Genomic DNA, 20,073 nt, shown 5'->3' with positions numbered 1-20,073 from the left:
CGGGCGGGTGCGGCGGGCTTCCTGGGCTCGGTGAAGAAGGAGTCGGCGGAGCGTTCGCCGCTCTCCACCGCGCGGACGGCCGCGAGGAGTTCGGCTGCCTTCTCGTTGCTCACAGCTCGCTCCAGTCCTGGTCGGGGTAGCGGTGCACGGGGGCCGAGACGTCGTCCAGCGCCGCGCGGATTTCCCCAGGAAGACTAAGACCCTCCACTGACAGCGCCTCCGCCAGTTGCTCCGCCGTGCGGGCGCCGACGATCGGCGCGACCACCCCGGGCCGGTCGCGGACCCAGGCCAGCGCGACCTGGAGGGGCGGCAGCGCGAGTCCGTCCGCCGCTATGGCGACCGCGTCCACGATCCTGCCCGCCGTCTCGTCCAGGTACGGCTCGACGAACGGCGCCAGCCGCTCGGAGGCGCCGCGTGAGCCGGCGGGCGGCGGTCCCGGCTGCCGGTACTTGCCGGTGAGCACGCCCCGGCCCAGCGGTGAGGACGGCAGCAGTCCGATGCCCAGGTCGCGTGCCGCGGGCAGCACCTCCCGCTCGACGCCGCGCTGGAGCAGCGAGTACTCCATCTGGGTGCTGGCCAGCGGGTGCCGTACGCCCGGCGCGGCCAGCTGCCAGGTGCCCGCCTTGGCGAGCTGCCAGCCGGAGAAGCCCGACACCCCGGCGTAGCGGGCGCGCCCGCTGCTGACGGCCGTATCGAGTGCCTGGAGCGTCTCCTCCAGCGGCGTGTACGGGTCCCAGGCGTGCACCTGCCACAGGTCGACGTAGTCGGTGCCCAGCCGTTCCAGGGAGGCGTCCAGTGCGGCGAGGAGGTGGCCGCGGGAGCAGTCGGCGCGGCGGTCGGGGTCGGGGACGCTGCCCGCCTTGGTGGCGATCACCAGCTCGCGGCGCGGCACCAGGCTGCCGACCATCCGGCCGAGCAGGTACTCGGCCTCCCCGTCGCCGTACACGTCGGCCGTGTCCACGAGTGTGCCGCCGGCCTCCCAGAAGGTTTTGAGCTGGTCGATGGCGTTCTGCTCGTGCCGCTCGTAGGGCTCCTGGAGGCCGCTGTACGTCCCCGGGCCGCCCGGTGCGGGCTCGCCGCCGCCCCGGGCCCAGCTGAGGGTGCCCAGTCCGATCCGGGATACGCGCAGGCCAGTGCGGCCGAGGTGCCTTAGCTCCATGGCCGTTGAGCGTAGTTGTGGCGGGCGCTAGAGTCCGGGGGGTCAGGGACATTACTGATCAGTAGGGAGTGGGCGCGGATGGGGATGCGACTGGGCATCAACCTGGGCTATTGGGGCGCGGGGATGGATGCCGACAACCTCGCTGTCGCGCAGGAGGCCGACCGGCTCGGCTACGACGTGTGCTGGGCGGCCGAGGCGTACGGCTCGGACGCCGCGACCGTGCTCACCTGGGTGGCGGCCCACACCGAGAACATCGACGTGGCCTCCGGCATCTTCCAGATCCCCGCGCGGGCCCCGGCCATGACCGCCATGACGGCCGCCACCCTCGACTCGCTCTCCGGCGGCCGCTTCCGCCTCGGCCTCGGCGTCTCCGGCCCGCAGGTGTCCGAGGGCTGGTACGGGGTGAAGTTCGACAAGCCGCTGGCCCGCACCCGCGAGTACGTCGAGATCGTCCGCAGGGCCATGTCCCGCCAGCGGCTGACCTACGAGGGAGCGCACTGGACGCTGCCGCTGCCCGGCGGCCCCGGCAAGCCGATCAAGCTGACCGTGCACCCCGAACGGGAGGAGATCCCGCTCTACATCGCCGCCATCGGACCGAAGAACCTCCAGCAGACCGGCGAGATCGCCGACGGCGTGCTGCTGGTCTTCTTCTCCCCCGAGCATGCCGAGGAGACCACCCTCAAGCATCTGCGGGCGGGCCGTGAGGCCGCGGGCAGGACGATGGAGGGCTTCGACGTGTGCCCCACCGTCCCGATGGCCGTCGGTGACGACGTCGAGGCGCTGGCCGGCCTCTTCCGCCCCTACACCGCCCTCTACGTGGGCGGCATGGGCAGCCGCAAGCAGAACTTCTACAACCAGCTCGCGCAGCGCATGGGCTACGCGAAGGAGGCCGCCGAGATCCAGGACAAGTACCTGGCCGGCGACAAGGAGGGCGCGGCCGCCGCCGTCCCGTTCGAGCTGATCGACTCCACCACGCTGATCGGTCCGGTCGAGCGCGTCGCGGAGCGGATGCGGGCCTACGCGGACGCCGGGGTGACGACGCTGTCGCTGGCACCGGCCGGGCTGTCGCTGGACGAGCGGCTCACCAGCCTGCGGGCCGGCGCCGAGGCGCTGGAGCGGGCCGGACTCGCCGCGTAGCGGACGTCCTCGGCGCCGGCCCGGGGAGTTCCGCGGCCGTGGTGGGGGCTCGGGGCCGACCCCGCCACGGCCGTCACGCGGCACAACGCCGCCGGCATCCCGCGGTTACGGCGTTGCCCGGCCGCCGCTCCCGCATTCGGCGCAGGCGGACTGCTCCCCTGTTGCCCGTTCCCGCCCGCGGCATTTGACTCGTTCCGTGCGGATGTCGCGCCAAATGGGATCTCGTGCACGGAGGTGGCAGCGATGCTCTCGGCCCAGAGTCTCTTCAGGGAAATCCTCGACAACGACGAGTCCTTCCGGCTCTTCTGCTCCATCGCCGCCAGCGGCGAGGCGCAGGGCGGCTGGGAGAACGGACGCATCGCCGCGCTCGTCCCCGACTCGATGCGGCACCTGGCACCCAAGATCGCCCGGCACGGCGCGGACGAGGACAAGCACGGCCGCCTCTTCATGGCGCTGCTGGGCAAGCGCGGGCTGGAGGCGGCCGAGATCCCGGACGACACCGACTACACGATGATCCTGGAAGGGCTGGGCATCGGGCTGGCGCACGAGAAGCTGCGCCGGGACGAGCCGCTGACCGAACAGGACGTGCTCACCTACCTCGCGCACAGCCGCGTCACCGAGCAGCGGGCCTCCGAGGAAATGACCATGCTCAGGAAGGTGGCGGGAGACCATCCGGAGATCGGCCGCGCGGTCAGGATGATCTCCCGGGACGAGGACAACCACCTCGCCTACTGCCACGAGGAGTTGCTGGCCCTCGCCCGCGCCGGGCACGGGCGCACCATCCGCGCGCTGCTGCGCGAGAGCGCCCTGGCCGAGATCAAGGTCTACCGCGACGTCAGCCTCGCCGTGATGAGCCGCATGGCCCGCATCCTGGGCTGGTCCGGTCCCACGTACGCGCTCGTCGCACTCGGCATCCACGGCCGGTACGTCGCCGAGCGGCTCGGCGGCTGGCGCCGGATGGTCGCTCTGCGCATGCCCGAGCGCCGTGACGCGCTGGGCAACCGGTGCCCCGGACGCGGCCCCCGGCTTCGCCTGAGGACCCCGCGGGACGGCCGGGGAGGCGCCGCGGCTCAGAACCAGTCGCGGCGCTTGAAGATCCGGAAGAGCACCACGCAGACGGTGACCATCAGCAGGATCGTCGCCGGGTAGCCCCACACCCAGTGCAGCTCCGGCATGTGGTCGAAGTTCATGCCGTAGACGCCGGCGATGGCCGTCGGCACCGCGAACATCGCCGCCCACGCGGAGATCTTGCGCATGTCGTCGTTCTGGCGCACGCCCATCTGCGCCAGGTACGCCGACAGGATGTCCGTCAGCAGCCGGTCGATGGACTCCACCTGCTCGTTCACCCGGGAGAGGTGGTCGGCCACATCCCGGAAGAACAGCCGCGAGTCCTGGTGCACGAAGGGCACCCCCGCGCCCGTGAGCCGGGTGACGGCGTCGGTCAGCGGCACCGTCGCCCGCCGGAACTCCAGGGCGCGGCGCTTGAACTCGTAGATCCGGCTCGCCGTGCCGGCCCCCAGCCGGGCGTCCTCGGCGAAGACCGCGGCCTCCAGGCCCTCCAGATCGGTGTGGAGCGCGGCGGCGACGTCCAGGTAGTGGTCGACGACGGTGTCGCTGACCGCGTACATCACCGCTGTCGGGCCGTGCCGCAGCACGTCGGGGTCCTCCTCCAGGCGCCTGCGCACCGGGCCGAGCGGGTTCGCCTCGCCGTGCCGTACCGTCAGCACGAACGCCTCGCCCACGAAGACCATCAGCTCGCCCGTGCTGAGCCGGCCGCCGTCACCCTCGTACGCGACCGGCTTGAGCACCAGGAACAGCGAGTCCGCGTACACCTCCAGCTTCGGGCGCTGGTGGGCGTGCAGGGAGTCCTCCACCGCCAGCGGATGCAGCCCGAAGTCCCGGGTGACCCGGTTGAACTCCTCCTCCGTCGGCTCGTGCAGCCCGATCCACAAGAACGCGTCGCCCTCGGCACGGGCCCGGCGCAGCGCGGCGGAGAAGTCCCGCGGGCGCTCCGCGCGACGCCCACGGCGGTAGAGCGCGCAATCGACGATCACCTCTTGCATTCTCCCGCGCTCCGCCGGTCCCACAACCGGAGAGCGCCGGGCGAGGCACCTCGCTTAGGGTTGCGGCATGCCCACGCTCATCCTCGTACGCCACGGCAGGTCGACGGCGAACTCGGACGGGCTGCTCGCGGGCCGTACGCCCGGGGTCGCCCTGGACGCGCACGGCCAGCGGCAGGCCGCCGCGCTGCCCGAACGGCTCGGTGAGCTGCCGCTCGCCGCCGCCGTCAGCAGCCCCCTGCGCCGCTGCCAGGAGACCCTCGCCCCGCTGGCCGGGGCCCGCCCCGGGCTGCCGCTGCACACCGAGGAGCGCATCACCGAGTGCGACTACGGGGACTGGTCGGGCCGCAAGCTGGCCGAGCTGAACGACGAGCCCCTCATGGCCACCGTGCAGCGCCACCCCTCCGCCGCCGTCTTCCCCGGCGGCGAGTCGATGCGCGCCATGCAGCACCGCGCCGTGGAGGCCGTACGCGACTGGAACGCCCGTATCGAGGCCGAGCACGGCGCGGACGCCGTCTACCTGATGTGCTCGCACGGCGACCTCATCAAGGCGATCGTCGCGGACGCGCTCGGGATGCACCTCGACCTCTTCCAGCGCATATCGGTCGGCCCCTGCTCGGTCACCGCCCTCGCCTACACCCCCCTGCGCCCCTTCCTGCTGCGGCTGGGGGACACCGGGGAACTGGGCTCCCTGGCGCCTTTGGACCGCGGGGGCGAGGAGGGGAAGACCGGGAAGGGAGAGCAGGGCGACGCGACGGTGGGGGGAAGCGCCTGAGCACGATGATCGGCACGCACAGTAGGGTGCGGGTGTCCGAAGCCACTCAAGCCGTCGACCCAACGGAGCAGAACGTGTCCCGTCAGGTATTTCTGTACGACCCGCCGGACCGGTTCGTCGCCGGTACGGTCGGGCTGCCTGGCCGCCGCACCTTCTTCCTCCAGGCCAGCGGGGGAGGCCGTACCACCAGCGTGGCCCTGGAGAAGGCGCAGGTCGAAGCGCTCGCCGAGCGGATCGACGAACTGCTCGACGAGGTGGTGCGCCGCTCCGGCGGCAGCGCCCCCGTCCCCGCCGTCGCACCCTCCGAGGTCGAGGACACGGCGCCGCTGGAGACCCCCGTCGAGGAGGAGTTCCGGGTCGGCACCATGGCGCTCGCCTGGGACGGCGAGGGGGAGCGCATGGTGGTCGAGGCCCAGGCCATCGTCGAACTGGAGCCCGGCGAGGACGAGGACCTCGCCGAGGCCGAGGAACGGCTCCTCCAGGACGACGAGAACGGCCCCCCGATGCTGCGGGTGCGGATCAGCGGCACCATGGCGCGCGCCTTCGCCAAGCGCGCCATGGAGGTCGTCAACGCGGGGCGCCCGCCGTGCCCGCTGTGCAGCCTGCCGCTCGACCCCGAAGGACACGTATGCCCGCGCCAGAACGGATACCGCCGGGGCGAATGAGCGGCAGACCCACCCCAGGCACACCGCCCGGCGGCGGGGCGGCGGCCCCGGCGGCCGAGGCCACCCGCGAACTGCTCGCCCAGGGCACCCTGACGGTGCGCGGACAGCTCACCGACGCGTCCAACGCGGTGCTGTACGGCACGGTCGAGCACGAGGGCGTCAGCCTGCCGTGCGTCTACAAACCCGTCGCGGGGGAGCGCCCGCTGTGGGACTTCCCCGACGGCAACCTCGCCCAGCGCGAGGTCGCCGCCTACGAGGTCTCCCGCGTCACCGGCTGGGACCTGATACCCGCCACGGTGCTGCGGGAGGGCCCGTACGGGACGGGGATGTGCCAGGCGTGGGTGGGCGAGCCGCCGGACGCGGAGGGCCCGCAGGACGGCCCGGGCGGCCACGACGGGCGGCAGGGTCTGGGCGCGGACGAGGCGGAGGGGACCGGCGGCGCGGACCCGGACGCCGGGACGCCCGCCGGCGAGGAGGGGATGAGCGGCCGGCGGGAGGCCGGACAGCCGGCGCCCCTGCTCGCCCTGCTGGACGCGGAGGAGCCGGGCGAGGGCTGGAAGGCGGTCGGGTTCGCGGACGTCGGCGGCGGCCGGACCGCGCTGCTCGTCCACGCGGACGACCCCGGGCTGCGGCGGCTCGCGGTCCTCGACGCGGTGATCAACAACGGCGACCGCAAGGGCGGTCACCTGCTGCCCCGCCCGGACGGCACGCTGTACGCCATCGACCACGGCGTCACCTTCCACGTCGACGACAAGCTGCGCACTCTCCTGTGGGGCTGGGCGGGCGAGGAACTGACCGGCGAGGCCGTCGAGACGCTGCGCCGGCTGGCGGCGGCGCTGGCCGAGGGCGCCCCGCTGGCCCTACGGCTGTCCGAGCTGCTGACCGGGGCCGAGGTGGAAGCCGTCCGCAAACGGGTGGAGGCGCTGCTCAGCTCGGGACGGCACCCGCTGCCCAGCGGCGACTGGCCCGCGATTCCCTGGCCGCCCGTCTAGCCCGCACCGGCGCGCATCCGGCCGGATACGGAACACCAGTCCGGGTTAGGCTCAAGGCATGCATGCCTGGCCCGCTTCCGAGGTCCCCGCCCTGCCCGGTCAGGGCCGCGACCTCGACATCCACGACACCGCGACCGGCGGTCGGGTGACCCTCACCCCCGGTCCCGTCGCCCGTATCTACGTGTGTGGCATCACGCCCTACGACGCCACCCACCTGGGACACGCGGCGACCTACAACGCGTTCGACCTCGTGCAGCGCGTGTGGCTCGACACCAAGCGGCAGGTTCACTACATACAGAACGTCACCGACGTCGACGACCCGCTCCTGGAGCGGGCCGTCGCCACGGGCGAGGACTGGACGGCCCTCGCCGAACGGGAAACCGCCCTCTTCCGTGAGGACATGACAGCGCTTCGCATGCTGCCGCCGCGGCACTACGTGGGCGCCGTCGAGTCCATCCCGAAGATCGTGCCCCTGGTCGAACGGCTCCGCGACATGGGCGCGGCCTACGAACTCGACGGCGACATCTACTTCTCCGTCGAGTCCGACACCCACTTCGGCCAGGTCTCGCGCTACGACGCCGAGACGATGCGGCTGCTGTCCGCCGAGCGCGGCGGCGACCCCGACCGGCCCGGCAAGAAGAACCCGCTCGACCCGATGCTGTGGACGGCAGCCCGCGAGGGCGAGCCCCACTGGGAGGGCGGCTCGCTCGGCCCCGGCCGCCCCGGCTGGCACATCGAGTGCGTGGCCATCGCCCTCGAACACCTCGGTATGGGCTTCGACGTCCAGGGCGGCGGCTCCGACCTGGCCTTCCCGCACCACGAGATGGGCGCCTCGCACGCGCAGGCGCTCACCGGGGAGTACCCCTTCGCGCGCAGCTACGTGCACGCCGGGATGGTCGGGCTGGACGGCGAGAAGATGTCCAAGTCCAAGGGCAACCTCGTCTTCGTCTCCCAGCTGCGCCGGGACGGCGTCGACCCCGCGGCCATCCGGCTCGCGCTGCTCTCGCGCCACTACCGCGCCGACTGGGAGTACACCCGGGACGTCCTGACCGAGGCCGAGGCCCGTCTCGCCCGCTGGCGCGACGCCGTCTCGCAACCGGACGGACCTCCTGCGGAGTCTGTGCTGGAGAGCGTGCGGGTCGCCCTCGCCGACGACCTCGACGCCCCCGCCGCGCTGTCCGCCGTCGACGCCTGGGTGGAGGAGCAGGCCTCGCGGGGCGGCACCGATGAGGGCGCCCCCGGGCTGGTGTCCCGCACGGTGGACGCACTGCTGGGCGTGGCCCTCTGACGAGGACCCCTTCCGGCCCCGCCATCCCGCCGGGACGGCACTCTGTTTTTCCACTGGAGCGGCACGCGTTTTCCGCCGGGAGCGGCACCCGTTCTCTGCCGGGAGCGGCACCCTCTTCCCGCCGGGACAGCGCCCTCTTTCCGCCGCAACGGCGGGCAACCGTATACGACGAGTCCGGCGGTGCCGCTGATACCGGCACCGCCGGACTCGTCGTACGAGGGTCTCCCCGTCGCGGCGGGAAAGGAGTGCCGCCGCGACGGGAAAGGGGTGCCGTCCCGGCGGTAAGAGGGTGGGCGCGCCGTCCCGGCGGGGAATGGGTGCCGTCCCGGCGGGGAAAGGGGACCTCTCAGTCGTCCTCGTCGTCGGACGACTCCGGCTTCGGGGGCCCGGCCCCGGGCTTGGGAGGCGGCGGCTGCTGACCGGCGTCCCGGTGATAGGGCGGCGGTGCGCCGGGCGCGGAGCCCCCGTCACGGCGGCGCAGATAGCGCTCGAACTCCTTCGCGATGGCCTCCCCGGACGCCTCCGGCAGTTCGGCCGTGTCCCGGGCCTCTTCCAGGGACTGCACGTACTCGGCGACCTCGCTGTCCTCCGCGGCGAGCTGGTCGACGCCGAGCTGCCAGGCCCGCGCGTCCTCCGGCAGCTCACCCATCGGAATGCGGACGCCGAGCAGGTCCTCCAGCCGGTTGAGAAGGGCGAGCGTCGCCTTGGGGTTGGGCGGCTGGGAGACGTAGTGCGGTACGGCCGCCCACAGACTGGCGGCGGGCACGCCCGCGTGGGTGCACGCCTCCTGGAGGATGCCGACGATGCCCGTGGGGCCCTCGTAGCGGGACTCCTCCAGGTTCATGGTGCGGGCCAGATCCGGGTCGGAGGTCACCGCGGTGACCGGGACCGGCCGGGTGTGCGGGGTGTCACCGAGCAGGGCGCCCATGATGACGACCAGCTCCACGCCCAGTTCGTGGGCGAAGCCCAGGATCTCGTTGCAGAACGAGCGCCAGCGCATGCTGGGCTCGATCCCGCGCACGAGGACCAGGTCGCGCCGCTTGCCGTTGCCGTCGGCGTCCTCCACCCGGACGACCGCGAGGCGCGTGGTGGGCCACGTCACCTTGCGGGCGCCGTCCTCCAGGAAGACCTGCGGCCGGTTGACCTGGAAGTCGTAGTAGTCCTCCGCGTCGAGTGCGGCGAAGACCTCGCCCTTCCACTCCCGCTCCAGGTGAGCGACCGCGGTGGAGGCGGCGTCGCCGGCGTCGTTCCACCCCTCGAACGCGGCCACCATGACTGGGTCGACCAGCTCGGGAACCCCCTCCAGCTCGATCACCCAGCGCCTCCTTACCTTGCTGTTCTGCCTGTTCCCGCCGGCCGCTCCGACAACCGCCGCCGGCGCTCTCACGTGTGCTCCGTGCGAGCCACAAGCCTACGGCGTGAGGGTGGGCGTGCCGCAGCCCCCGCACCCGCTCGCATCACCGGGCGCACGCCCCCTGGACGGTGTGCGACCCCGAAGCTGTACCCCGTACCTGTGAGCAGAGGTCCGATGTATCGCTTTCCCCGAGAACCCGATGCCGCGCGTGACCGGGGTCAACGGCACACCGCCGCGCCGCACGCCTCCCGCGTTCCGGTGCCGTCCCGGCCCTGGGCCGGGCGAGGCGGCCGGGGAGGCGACGGCTCACAGTGCCGAGCGCAGCGACTGTTCCACGCCGGCTATGTGCACCGTCGCCCAGGAGCGGGCGGCCTCGGCGTCGCGGGCTCGCAGGGCGGCGAGGATCTGCCGGTGTTCGTGGAGGGTGCGGCCGACGGCGTCCTCCTGGGCGAGGCCGCGCCATATCAGGGCGCGGGTCGTGGGACCGGAGAGGCCGCCCAGCAGGGAACTCAGCACAAAGTTGCCGCCGGCCGCGACGATACGGCGGTGGAACTCCAGGTCCGCGGCCACCAGTTCCTCCACCGACGGCTCGGGGCCCCGCGTGTGGAGCCGCTCGCCCAGCGCGTCGAGTTCGGACTCGGCGACGCGCGGGGCGGCCAGCGCCGTGGCGGCGGGCTCCAGGATGCGGCGGACGGCGAGGAACTCCAGCACGGTGTCGTCGCGGTGGAAGTCCACCACGAAGCTCATCGCCTCCAGCAGCAGCTTCGGGGCGAGGCTGGTCACATAGGTGCCGTCGCCCTGCCGTACGTCCAGGACGCGGATCAGCGCCAGGGCGCGGACGGCCTCGCGCAGCGAGTTGCGGGACAGCCCCAGCCCGGTTGCCAGCTCGCTCTCCTTGGGCAGGCGGTCACCGGGGCCCAGTTCCCCCGAGACGATCATTCCTTTGATCTTCTCGATCGCCTCGTCGGTTACCGCCACGCTGCCCTCCCGTGGACATCGGATGTCTGTGCGCTGATTATGGTCCCGCCGGCGCGCACCAGCCCCGCCGGTAGTCCTTCCAGTCCTTCCCCGTCGCCGCGAAATCGACATGGAGAGCGACACCGAACCGTTGGCGTTCCGCGTCCTGGCAGCTCAGCCCCAGCCCCAGCCGCCCCCCCCGCGCACCGCGGCGGAGACCGCCTCGGCTCCCGCGTGGTGCCCCAGGTCGTCCGTGGGGAGGAACGGCAGCCCCATCAGCGGGTCCACACCATCCGGCGCCGCCTGGAGCGCCAGTTCGGTCTGCCGTGCCACATAGCCCCCGGACGGACTCTCCAGCGGCAGCCACGTGTCGTACGACATCAGGGCGATCCGGTCCACCCGCCGCGCCACCCGCCCGAAGAACCGCTGCGACCACCACGTGCCCTCGCCGACGGCCGTCCCGCCCACCGTGCGCAGTCCGGGCAGCGGATCGATCTGGTGCGCGGCGACCGGCAGCACGCCGCCCCGCCCGTGCACCGCCGGGCGCAGCCTCTCCAGCAGCTTCGGATAGTCGCCGTCGTCCGGGCGCAGCGGCTCCAGGTCGAGGTGCACGCCGTCGAAGCCCGCGTCCATCACCTGCCGCGCGCTCGCACGATCCGTCGGCGGGCTTCCGGTCCGCGAGCCGCGGCCCCGCCGCGTTCGTCCTCGCCGTGGACGAGCCGGTCACCTCGGCCGGTTCCGGCCGTCTCGGCGTTCATGGGTGCGACAGTGCCACGAGGGCCCTCCCGGGTGCCGGGAGGGCCCTCGTTACCAAGTCGCCGAACCGGTGTGCCGTCCGGACGGAACGCGGACGGGCTTCAGCGCTTCGCCAGCAGTTCCTCGATCCGTCCCCTGACGTCCTCGGAGTCCAGGCCGCGGATCGTCAGCGTGGTGCGGCGGCGGGCGACGTCGTCGACCGTCTCGGCCCACTCGTGGTCGCGGGCGTAGACGACCTGGGCCCAGATCTCCGGGCCGTCGGGGTGGATGCGCTCGCCCAGGGCCGGGTCCTCGTTGACGAGGCGGGCGATGTCGAAGGAGAGCGAGCCGTAGTGGGTCGCCAGGTGGCGGGCCGTCAACGGGTCCATGCGGACGCCGGGTTCGCGGTCCACCAGGAGGCGGTGCGCCACCGCGTCGGGGTTGGAGATGCCCGGCAGCGGGGTGCGGCGCACCAGTTCCTTGACCGGCACGGTCTCCTCGGCCAGCGTCCCGCCGGGCAGCTTCTCCAGCTTGTTCATCACGGTGCGGCCGATGTGCCGGTAGGTCGTCCACTTGCCGCCGGCGACCGACAGCATGCCGCCCCGGCCCTCGGTGACCACTGTCTCGCGCTTGGCGGACTCCACGCCGCCGGGGCCGCCCGGCAGGACGCGCAGGCCGGCGAAGGCGTAGGTCATCAGGTCGCGGTCCAGGTCGGTGTCCTGCACCGAGAAGGCGGCCTCGTCCAGGATCTGCTGGATGTCGGCCTCGGTGACCCGGACGTCGGCCGGGTCGCCCGTGTACTCCTCGTCCGTGGTGCCCAGCAGGAGCTGGTCCTCCCAGGGGAGGGCGAAGGTGATGCGGTACTTGTCGATGGGGGTGGCCATCGCCGCGCGCCACGGCGACTTGCGCTTGAGTACCAGGTGGGCGCCCTTGGACAGCCGGATGGAGGGCGCCGCACCGCTGTCCTCCATCTTCCGCAGGTGGTCCACCCACGGACCGGTCGCGTTCAGCACCAGGCGCGCGTTGACGCCGAACTCGGTGCCGTCGATACGGTCCTTGAGGTCCGCGCCGGTCACCCGGCCCCGGGTGAAGCGCAACCCGGTGACCTCGGCGTGGTTGAGGACGACCGCGCCGGACTCGACGGCGGCGCGGACCGTCATCACGGCCATCCGCGAGTCGTTCATCTGGTGGTCGCCGTAGACGGCGACGGCCTTGAGGTTCTCGGTGCGCAGTGCCGGGTTGTCGGCCGCGGCCTTGGCCGGGGTGATGACACGGCCGACACCGTCGCCGAAGGCGGACAGCGCGGAGTAGGCGAAGACGCCCGCGCCCAGCTTGGTGGCGCCGTGCGGGCCGCCCTTGTACACGGGCAGGTAGAAGGTGAGCGGGTTGACCAGGTGCGGGGCCACGTCCTTGGCCAGCACCCGCCGCTCGTGGTGGTTCTCCGCGACGAGCTTGACCGCGCCGGTCTGCAGGTACCGCAGGCCGCCGTGCACCAGCTTCGAGGACGCGGACGAGGTGGCGCCGGCGAAGTCGCCGGCGTCCACCATGGCCACCCGCAGTCCCGACTGCGCCGCATGCCAGGCGACCGAGGTCCCCAGGATGCCGCCGCCTATGACCAGGAGGTCGTACGTCGCGTGCGCGAGCAGCCCTCTGGTCTCTGCGCGGCCAGGGTTGCTGCCGGCAGTCGGGTGCGTCCCGAGGGTGGGGACGCTCTGCGAGGTGTTCATCGCTCTCAGTTCTCCTCTTCGATCCAGCCCATGGTCCGCTCGACGGCCTTGAGCCAGTTCCGGTATTCCCGCTCACGCGTGTCCGCGTCCATGCGGGGGGTCCATTCGGCGGCGCGCTTCCAGTTGGCCCGCAGCTCCTCGGTGTCCGACCAGAAGCCGACGGCCAGCCCGGCCGCGTACGCCGCACCGAGACAGGTGGTCTCGGCGACCATCGGACGGACGACCGGCGCGTCCAGTACGTCCGAGATGGTCTGCATCAGCAGGTTGTTGGCGGTCATGCCGCCGTCCACCTTCAGCGCGGACAGTTCCACGCCGGAGTCCTTCTGCATGGCGTCGACGATCTCCCGGGTCTGCCAGGCGGTCGCCTCCAGCACGGCGCGGGCCAGGTGCGCCTTGGTGACGTAGCGGGTCAGGCCCGCGATGACGCCGCGCGCGTCCGAACGCCAGTAGGGGGCGAACAGGCCGGAGAACGCCGGGACGAAGTAGGCGCCGCCGTTGTCCTCCACCGAGCTGGCCAGCGTCTCGATCTCGGCGGCGCTGTTGATCAGTCCCATCTGGTCGCGCATCCACTGCACCAGCGAGCCGGTGACCGCGATGGAACCCTCCAGCGCGAAGACCGGCTCCTGGTCGCCGATGCGGTAACCGACCGTGGTCAGCAGTCCGTTGTAGGAGTTGACCGGCTCGTGCCCGGTGTTCATCAGCAGGAAGGTGCCGGTGCCGTAGGTGGACTTGGCCTCGCCCTGGGCGAAGCAGGTCTGGCCGAACAGCGCTGCCTGCTGGTCGCCCAGCGCGGAGGCCACGGGCAGCCCCGCCAGGTCCCCAGTGGCCTCGCCGTACACCTCGGCGGAGGAGCGGATCTCGGGCAGCACCGCCATGGGCACCCCGATGGACGAGCAGATCTTCTCGTCCCAGTCCATGGTGTGCAGGTTCATCAGCAGCGTGCGCGAGGCGTTGGTGACGTCCGTGACGTGCCTGCCGCCGTCGGGGCCGCCGGTCAGGTTCCAGATGACCCAGGAGTCCATGGTGCCGAAGAGGATCTCGCCCTTCTCGGCGCGCTCCCGCAGCCCCTCCACGTTGTCCAGCAGCCAGCGGATCTTCGGGCCCGCGAAGTAGGAGGCCAGCGGCAGGCCCGTCTCGCGGCGGAACCGGTCCTGGCCCACGTTGCGGCCCAGCTCCCGGCAGAGGGCGTCGGTGCGGGTGTCCTGCCACACCAGGGCGTTGTGCACCGGCTTGCCGGTGGCCTTCTCCCACAGGACGGTCGTCTCGCGCTGGTTGGTGATGCCCAGCGCGAGCACGTCGTCCTTGGTGATCCCGGCCTTCTCCATCGCGCCCCGGACGACCTGCTGGACGTTGGTCCAGATCTCCGCCGCGTCGTGCTCGACCCAGCCCGGCTTGGGCAGTATCTGCTCGTGCTCCTTCTGGTCGACCGCGACGATGCGGCCGTCCTTGTCGAAGACGATGCAGCGGCTGGAGGTGGTGCCCTGGTCGATGGCCGCGATGAAGGGCCCGCCGCCGTGCGCCGAGGCGTGGGTGCTGTGGGTGTCGCTCATGGTGTCTGTGCTCCGATGCGTCGTCTGCGTCGTCGGTTCTGTCGGCCGGCCGGGGTGCGCGCTCATGCCCACGCGAGGTTGTAGACGCCGGCGGCGATGGCGGAGCCGACCAGCGGACCCACCACGGGGACCCAGGCGTAGCCCCAGTCGCTGCCGCCCTTGTTGGGCAGCGGCAGCAGGGCGTGGACGATGCGCGGCCCCAGGTCGCGGACCGGGTTGATCGCGTAGCCGGTGGGGCCACCGAGGGACAGACCGATACCGACGACGACCAGCGCGGTGATCAGGGCGCCCATCTTGCCGAGGCCGACCGTGCCGTCCACGTCCTTGACCAGGCCCTGCGTGAGGATCGCGATGATCAGCACGAAGGTGGCGATGACCTCGGTGAGGAAGTTCAGCAGCGGCTTGCGCACCTCGGGCGAGGTGAAGAAGACGCCGTGCACGGGACCCGGGTTCGGGTTCGAGCTCTTCAGTTCGACGGTGTCCGGTTCACGGAGGGTGACCTGGAACTGGCTGTAGTAGACGAGCCAGACGAGCACCGCGCCGAGCATGGCACCGAGCAGCTCGCTGCCTATGTAGACCGGCACGTCGCTCCAGGGCGTGGCACCCTTGCCGCTCTTCATCGCCAGGGCGAGGGTGACCGCCGGGTTGAGGTGCGCGCCCGAGGTCTGGGCGATGTAGGCCCCCGTGAGAACCGCGAAGCCCCAGCCGAAGGCCACGGCCACCCAGCCGGCGGCGAACGCCTTGGAGCGCTTCAGGTTGACGGCGGCACAGACGCCGCCACCGAGGAGGACCAGCACCATCGTGCCGATGACCTCACTCGCGAAGATGTCGGAGCTGGACACCCGCGACTCCTTTGTCCTTTTGTCCAGATGGATGAGCGGGTCGGCCGGTCAGCCGGGCGGCAAGCCGATCGGTTGAGCGTCCGGTGTTCGACAATGTCGACCGCTGAACGGCAACTTTTCTCCTTCATGGAGATCCCGTCAAGGGGGTGTGACGGATCACTCCTGGGAGCCCATCCTGCGGGCCCCCGGCCCGTCCGGCACGTCGGCGCGGACCACCGGAGCGGGGTGCCCCGCCAGGCCCCCGGCGAACGGGCGTCAAAAGCGCCGGGCGCCCAAGTCCCGCGAGACGGCGCGCGCGGTGTCCCGTACGGCCGCCACCAGCAGCGGGCGCAGCTCGTCCCCCTCGCAGACCCGCTCCACGGCCCCCGTGACGCCCACCGCGCCCACCGGCATCCGCCTCCGGTCGAAGACGGGCGCCGCCACCGAGGCGAGCCCGTCCCAGGTCTCCTCCACGTCGGCCGCCCAGCCGCGGGCCCGGATGGTCTCCAGCACCGCCTCGAAGCCCGCCTCGCTGGTCACCGTCCGCTCCGTGAAGGCCTGCCGCTCGCCCTCCAGCGCCTCGCTGTGGGCCACCGGGTCGTAGGCCGAGAGCACCTTGCCCAGCGCGGTGCTGTGCAGCGGCTGCATGGCGCCGACCTCCAGCACCTGGCGGCTGTCGTCCGGGCGGAAGACGTGGTGCACGATGAGGACACCCTGCTGGTGCAGCACGCCCAGATAGACGCTCTCGCCGCTGGACCTGGCCAGATCGTCCGTCCAGACCAGGGCGCGCGCCCGCAGCTCGTGGACGTCCAGATAGCTGTTGCCCAGCCGCAGCAGTTCGGCGCCGAGCTGGTAGCGGCCGGTGGCCGGGTCCTGCTCGACGAAGCCCTCCTGCTGGAGAGTGCGGATCAGCCCGTGCGCGGTCCCCTTGGCGAGGTCGAGCGCGGAGGCGATCTCGGAGAGACCGAGCCGCCGCTCGCCGCCCGCCAGCAGCCGCAGTACCGCAGCCGCCCGTTCCAGCGACTGGATGGTGCGGGCCATCGGTCCTCCCTGACCTGTGGTGATCGACCTACTGGTCCCCGATTCGACAATGTCGAACGGTATCGCTTGATGCCGACGCCGCGGTAGGCGGGGTGTGGTCGTGATCGAGCCAGGTTCGAGCGCGGGTGTGTCCGATGGTCGGAATGTCGACCTGCGCTCTTGCGCGGGCCCGCTACGCTGACCGGGTGCGCTGCCTGAACCGGCGCGCAAAGCCGACAGCCGTCGCAACCCAGGGAGCCTCTTCCATGGCCTCGTCGCCGAGCAGCACGTCCACATCCTCCACCCCCACCCGGGCCGACGCCCTCCGCCAGGCACTGGCCTCCCGCGTGGTCGTCGCCGACGGAGCGATGGGGACGATGATCCAGGCGCAGGACCCGACGCTGGAGGATTTCCAGCAGCTCGAGGGCTGCAACGAGATCCTGAACGTGACCCGCCCCGACATCATCCGCACCGTGCACGAGGAGTACTTCGCCGCCGGCGTGGACTGCGTGGAGACCAACACCTTCGGCGCCAACCACGCGGCGCTGGGGGAGTACGAGATCACCGACCGCATCTTCGAACTGTCCGAGAAGGGCGTGGCCATCGCCCGCGAGGTCGCCGAGGAGTTCGAGTCCCGGGACGGGCGGATGCGCTGGGTGCTGGGCTCCATGGGCCCCGGCACCAAGCTGCCCACCCTGGGACACGCCCCGTACGCCACACTGCGGGACGCCTACCAGCAGAACGCCGAGGGCATGATCGCCGGCGGCGCCGACGCGCTGCTGGTGGAGACCACCCAGGACCTGCTCCAGACCAAGGCCGCCGTCATCGGCGCCCGGCGCGCCATGGACGCCGCGGGCGTCAGCCTGCCCCTGCTGTGCTCGGTCACCGTCGAGACGACCGGCACCATGCTGCTCGGCTCCGAGATCGGCGCCGCCCTCACCGCGCTGGAGCCGCTGGGCATCGACATGATCGGCCTGAACTGCGCCACCGGCCCCGCCGAGATGAGCGAGCACCTGCGCTACCTGGCCCAGCACGCCCGCGTCCCGCTCTCCTGCATGCCGAACGCCGGTCTCCCGGTGCTGGGCAAGGACGGCGCCACCTACCCGCTGACCCCCGGGGAGCTGGCGGACGCGCACGACTCCTTCATCCGCGACTACGGGCTCTCCCTGGTGGGCGGCTGCTGCGGCACGACGCCCGAGCACCTGCGGCAGCTAGTGGAGCGGGTCCGCGGCGTGGAGCGCACCGAGCGCCGCCCGCGGCCCGAGCCGGGCGCGGCCTCGCTCTACCAGTCGGTGCCCTTCCGCCAGGACACCTCCTACCTCGCGATCGGCGAGCGGACCAACGCCAACGGCTCGAAGAAGTTCCGCGAGGCGATGCTGGAGGGCCGCTGGGAGGACTGCGTCGAGCTGGCCAGGGAGCAGATCCGCGAGGGCGCCCACATGCTCGACCTGTGTGTCGACTACGTCGGCCGGGACGGTGTGGCCGACATGGCCGAGCTGGCCGGCCGGCTGGCGACCGCCTCCACGCTGCCGATCGTGCTGGACTCCACGGAGATCGACGTCATCCGGGCCGGGCTGGAGAAGCTGGGCGGCCGGGCCGTGATCAACTCCGTCAACTACGAGGACGGCGACGGCCCCGACTCGCGGTTCGCGAAGGTCACCGCGCTGGCCGCCGAGCACGGCGCCGCGCTGATCGCGCTGACCATCGACGAGGAGGGCCAGGCCCGCACGGCTCAGAAGAAGGTGGAGATCGCCGAACGCCTCATCGCGGACCTGACCGGCAACTGGGGCATCCACGAGTCGGACATCCTCATCGACGTGCTGACCTTCACCATCTGCACCGGCCAGGAGGAGTCCCGCAAGGACGGCGCCGCCACCATCGAGGCCATCCGGGAGCTGAAGAGGCGGCACCCGGACGTGCAGACGGTGCTGGGCCTCTCGAACATCTCCTTCGGCCTCAACCCGGCGGCGCGCATCGTGCTGAACTCGGTCTTCCTGGACGAGTGCGTCAAGGCCGGCCTGGACTCCGCGATCGTGCACGCCAGCAAGATCCTGCCGATCTCCCGGTTCGACGAGGAGCAGGTCACCGTGGCCCGGGACCTGGTCTACGACCGGCGCCGCGAGGGTTACGACCCGCTCCAGCGGCTCATGGAGCTGTTCGAGGGCGCCACCGCCAAGTCGATGAAGGCCGGCAAGGCCGAGGAGCTGGCGGCGCTGCCGCTGGAGGAGCGTCTCCAGCGCCGCATCATCGACGGCGAGCGCAACGGCCTGGAGGCCGACCTGGACGAGGCGCTGGAGGAGCGCCCGGCGCTGGACATCGTCAACGACACGCTGCTGGCGGGCATGAAGGTCGTCGGCGAGCTGTTCGGCTCGGGGCAGATGCAGCTGCCGTTCGTCCTCCAGTCGGCCGAGGTGATGAAGGCCGCGGTGGCCTACCTGGAGCCGCACATGGAGAAGGCCGAGGACGCGGAGGGCAAGGGCACCATCGTGCTGGCCACGGTGCGCGGCGACGTCCACGACATCGGCAAGAACCTGGTGGACATCATCCTGTCCAACAACGGCTACCAGGTGGTCAACCTGGGCATCAAGCAGCCGGTCGGCGCCATCCTGGAGGCCGCCACCGAGCACCGCGCGGACGTGATCGGCATGTCCGGGCTGCTGGTGAAGTCCACGGTGATCATGAAGGAGAACCTGGAGGAGCTGAACCAGCGCAAGATGGCCGCCGACTTCCCGGTCATCCTGGGCGGCGCCGCCCTCACCCGCGCCTACGTCGAGCAGGACCTGCACGAGATCTACGAGGGCGAGGTCCGCTACGCCAAGGACGCGTTCGAGGGGCTGAGCCTCATGGACGCCCTCATGGACGTCAAGCGCGGCGTCCCCGGCGCCAAGCTGCCCGAGCTGCGGCAGCGCCGGGTGGCCAAGCGGAACATCGACATCCCGGAGCCGGAGGCCAACGACGGCTCCCTCCGCTCCGACGTCGCCGTCGACAACCCGGTGCCCACCCCGCCCTTCTGGGGCACCCGCGTCGTCAAGGGCATCCGCCAGCAGGACTACGCCTCCTGGATCGACGAGGGGGCGCTCTTCAAGGGGCAGTGGGGGCTGAAGGAGTCCCGCAAGGGCGACGGGCCCTCCTACCAGGAGCTGGTGGAGTCCGAGGGCCGCCCCCGGCTGCGCGGCTGGCTGGAGCGGCTCAGGACGGAGAACCTGCTGGAGGCGGCGGTCGTCTACGGCTACTTCCCCTGCTACTCCAAGGGCGACGACCTGATCCTGCTGGACGAGTCGGGCAACGAGCGCACCCGCTTCACCTTCCCCCGCCAGCGGCGCGGCCGCAGGCTGTGCCTGGCCGATTTCTTCCGCCCCGAGGAGTCGGGGGAGACGGACGTGGTCGGCCTCCAGGTCGTCACCGTCGGCTCGCGGATCGGTGAGAAGACCGCCGAGCTGTTCGCCGGCGACGCCTACCGCGACTACCTGGAGCTGCACGGCCTCTCCGTCCAGCTCGCGGAGGCCCTCGCCGAGTACTGGCACGCCAGGGTCCGCGGCGAACTGGGCTTCGCGGGCGAGGACCCGGAGGAGATGGAGGGCATGTTCGACCTGAAGTACCGGGGGGCGCGCTTCTCCCTGGGCTACGGGGCCTGCCCGAACCTGGAGGACCGTGCCAAGATCGCACAGCTGCTGCGTCCCGAGCGGATCGGCGTCGAGCTGTCCGAGGAGTTCCAGCTGCACCCCGAACAGTCGACCGACGCCATCGTGCTGCACCACCCCGAGGCCAAGTACTTCAACGCCCGCTGAGCGGGCTCGTCGTACACTGATCGGTCCGGTACAGGCCGGTCGTCC

16 protein-coding genes are annotated in these 20,073 nt (G+C 71.9%); 7 read left to right on the top strand and 9 right to left on the bottom strand.

Going from position 1 to position 20,073, the window contains the following annotated elements; genetic code table 11:
• Window positions 1–109: 109 nt before the first annotated feature.
• Window positions 110–1,159 carry an aldo/keto reductase gene (locus tag FM076_RS05685; RefSeq protein WP_173868825.1) on the bottom strand — a complete coding sequence of 350 codons (1,050 nt, stop codon included), beginning with the start codon at window positions 1,157–1,159 and terminating at the stop codon, window positions 110–112.
• A gap of 84 nt (window positions 1,160–1,243) precedes the next feature.
• Between FM076_RS05685 and FM076_RS05680 the strand changes: the two genes are divergently transcribed.
• Window positions 1,244–2,296 carry an LLM class F420-dependent oxidoreductase gene (locus FM076_RS05680; protein ID WP_173874526.1) on the top strand — a complete coding sequence of 351 codons (1,053 nt, stop codon included), beginning with the start codon at window positions 1,244–1,246 and terminating at the stop codon, window positions 2,294–2,296.
• A 243-nt stretch (window positions 2,297–2,539) separates the two neighbouring features.
• Window positions 2,540–3,445: a ferritin-like domain-containing protein gene (locus tag FM076_RS05675; protein WP_243274319.1), complete on the top strand. Its 906-nt coding sequence runs from the start codon at window positions 2,540–2,542 to the stop codon at window positions 3,443–3,445.
• Here FM076_RS05675 and corA read toward each other — a convergent pair.
• Window positions 3,367–4,359 (bottom strand): magnesium/cobalt transporter CorA, encoded by a 993-nt coding sequence (gene corA / locus FM076_RS05670; protein WP_173868824.1) that lies wholly within the window; start codon window positions 4,357–4,359, stop codon window positions 3,367–3,369. The genes FM076_RS05675 and corA overlap by 79 nt on opposite strands.
• 67 nt (window positions 4,360–4,426) lie before the next feature.
• Here corA and FM076_RS05665 point away from each other — a divergent pair, with 67 nt between their 5' ends.
• The 4 genes from FM076_RS05665 (at window position 4,427) to mshC (ending at window position 8,076) form a co-directional block, all read left to right on the top strand.
• Entirely contained in the window at window positions 4,427–5,131 is a 705-nt protein-coding gene (locus FM076_RS05665) for a histidine phosphatase family protein (protein WP_173868823.1), read from the top strand.
• A 74-nt stretch (window positions 5,132–5,205) separates the two neighbouring features.
• On the top strand, window positions 5,206–5,796 hold the full coding sequence (locus FM076_RS05660) for a DUF3090 family protein (protein ID WP_173868822.1): 591 nt from the start codon (window positions 5,206–5,208) through the stop codon (window positions 5,794–5,796).
• Complete coding sequence (locus FM076_RS05655) at window positions 5,793–6,788, top strand: SCO1664 family protein (RefSeq protein WP_243274317.1); 996 nt, start codon at window positions 5,793–5,795, stop codon at window positions 6,786–6,788. The genes FM076_RS05660 and FM076_RS05655 overlap by 4 nt, the downstream gene beginning before the upstream one ends.
• A gap of 58 nt (window positions 6,789–6,846) precedes the next feature.
• Complete coding sequence (gene mshC, locus FM076_RS05650) at window positions 6,847–8,076, top strand: cysteine--1-D-myo-inosityl 2-amino-2-deoxy-alpha-D-glucopyranoside ligase (protein WP_173868820.1); 1,230 nt, start codon at window positions 6,847–6,849, stop codon at window positions 8,074–8,076.
• A gap of 346 nt (window positions 8,077–8,422) precedes the next feature.
• Here the strand turns inward: mshC and FM076_RS05645 are convergent, their stop codons facing one another.
• From FM076_RS05645 to FM076_RS05615, 7 genes are all read right to left on the bottom strand, one after another.
• On the bottom strand, window positions 8,423–9,391 hold the full coding sequence (locus FM076_RS05645; protein WP_173868819.1) for a PAC2 family protein: 969 nt from the start codon (window positions 9,389–9,391) through the stop codon (window positions 8,423–8,425).
• Between the two features lie 345 nt (window positions 9,392–9,736).
• On the bottom strand, window positions 9,737–10,408 hold the full coding sequence (locus FM076_RS05640) for an FCD domain-containing protein (protein ID WP_173868818.1): 672 nt from the start codon (window positions 10,406–10,408) through the stop codon (window positions 9,737–9,739).
• A gap of 153 nt (window positions 10,409–10,561) precedes the next feature.
• Window positions 10,562–11,023, bottom strand: coding sequence for a hypothetical protein (locus FM076_RS05635; protein WP_173868817.1), 462 nt, complete (start codon window positions 11,021–11,023; stop codon window positions 10,562–10,564).
• 221 nt (window positions 11,024–11,244) lie between these two features.
• Window positions 11,245–12,849 carry a glycerol-3-phosphate dehydrogenase/oxidase gene (locus FM076_RS05630; protein WP_173868816.1) on the bottom strand — a complete coding sequence of 535 codons (1,605 nt, stop codon included), beginning with the start codon at window positions 12,847–12,849 and terminating at the stop codon, window positions 11,245–11,247.
• Window positions 12,850–12,854: 5 nt separating this feature from the next.
• Complete coding sequence (gene glpK / locus FM076_RS05625; protein ID WP_173868815.1) at window positions 12,855–14,399, bottom strand: glycerol kinase GlpK; 1,545 nt, start codon at window positions 14,397–14,399, stop codon at window positions 12,855–12,857.
• A 62-nt stretch (window positions 14,400–14,461) separates the two neighbouring features.
• Complete coding sequence (locus tag FM076_RS05620; protein ID WP_173868814.1) at window positions 14,462–15,241, bottom strand: aquaporin; 780 nt, start codon at window positions 15,239–15,241, stop codon at window positions 14,462–14,464.
• Between the two features lie 255 nt (window positions 15,242–15,496).
• Window positions 15,497–16,261 carry an IclR family transcriptional regulator gene (locus FM076_RS05615; protein ID WP_173868813.1) on the bottom strand — a complete coding sequence of 255 codons (765 nt, stop codon included), beginning with the start codon at window positions 16,259–16,261 and terminating at the stop codon, window positions 15,497–15,499.
• 245 nt (window positions 16,262–16,506) lie between these two features.
• Between FM076_RS05615 and metH the strand changes: the two genes are divergently transcribed.
• A complete protein-coding gene (gene metH / locus FM076_RS05610; RefSeq protein WP_173868812.1) occupies window positions 16,507–20,028 on the top strand; it encodes a methionine synthase in 3,522 nt (1,173 codons plus the stop codon).
• Window positions 20,029–20,073 lie beyond the last annotated feature (45 nt).

It is taken from the genome of Streptomyces albus subsp. chlorinus, from assembly GCF_013302895.1.
GTDB lineage: Bacteria > Actinomycetota > Actinomycetes > Streptomycetales > Streptomycetaceae > Streptomyces > Streptomyces chlorinus.
This window is presented reverse-complemented; position numbering and strand designations above follow the sequence as displayed.

Excerpts from the sequence above, each read along its gene's own strand:
- FM076_RS05685 (WP_173868825.1), bottom strand. The coding sequence starts at position 1,159 with ATGGAGCTAAGGCACCTCGGCCGCACTGGCCTGCGCGTATCCCGGATC.
- FM076_RS05680 (WP_173874526.1), top strand. The coding sequence starts at position 1,244 with ATGCGACTGGGCATCAACCTGGGCTATTGGGGCGCGGGGATGGATGCC.
- FM076_RS05675 (WP_243274319.1), top strand. The coding sequence starts at position 2,540 with ATGCTCTCGGCCCAGAGTCTCTTCAGGGAAATCCTCGACAACGACGAG.
- corA (WP_173868824.1), bottom strand. The coding sequence starts at position 4,359 with ATGCAAGAGGTGATCGTCGATTGCGCGCTCTACCGCCGTGGGCGTCGC.
- FM076_RS05665 (WP_173868823.1), top strand. The coding sequence starts at position 4,427 with ATGCCCACGCTCATCCTCGTACGCCACGGCAGGTCGACGGCGAACTCG.
- FM076_RS05655 (WP_243274317.1), top strand. The coding sequence starts at position 5,793 with ATGAGCGGCAGACCCACCCCAGGCACACCGCCCGGCGGCGGGGCGGCG.
- mshC (WP_173868820.1), top strand. The coding sequence starts at position 6,847 with ATGCATGCCTGGCCCGCTTCCGAGGTCCCCGCCCTGCCCGGTCAGGGC.
- FM076_RS05630 (WP_173868816.1), bottom strand. The coding sequence starts at position 12,849 with ATGAACACCTCGCAGAGCGTCCCCACCCTCGGGACGCACCCGACTGCC.
- glpK (WP_173868815.1), bottom strand. The coding sequence starts at position 14,399 with ATGAGCGACACCCACAGCACCCACGCCTCGGCGCACGGCGGCGGGCCC.
- FM076_RS05615 (WP_173868813.1), bottom strand. The coding sequence starts at position 16,261 with ATGGCCCGCACCATCCAGTCGCTGGAACGGGCGGCTGCGGTACTGCGG.
- metH (WP_173868812.1), top strand. The coding sequence starts at position 16,507 with ATGGCCTCGTCGCCGAGCAGCACGTCCACATCCTCCACCCCCACCCGG.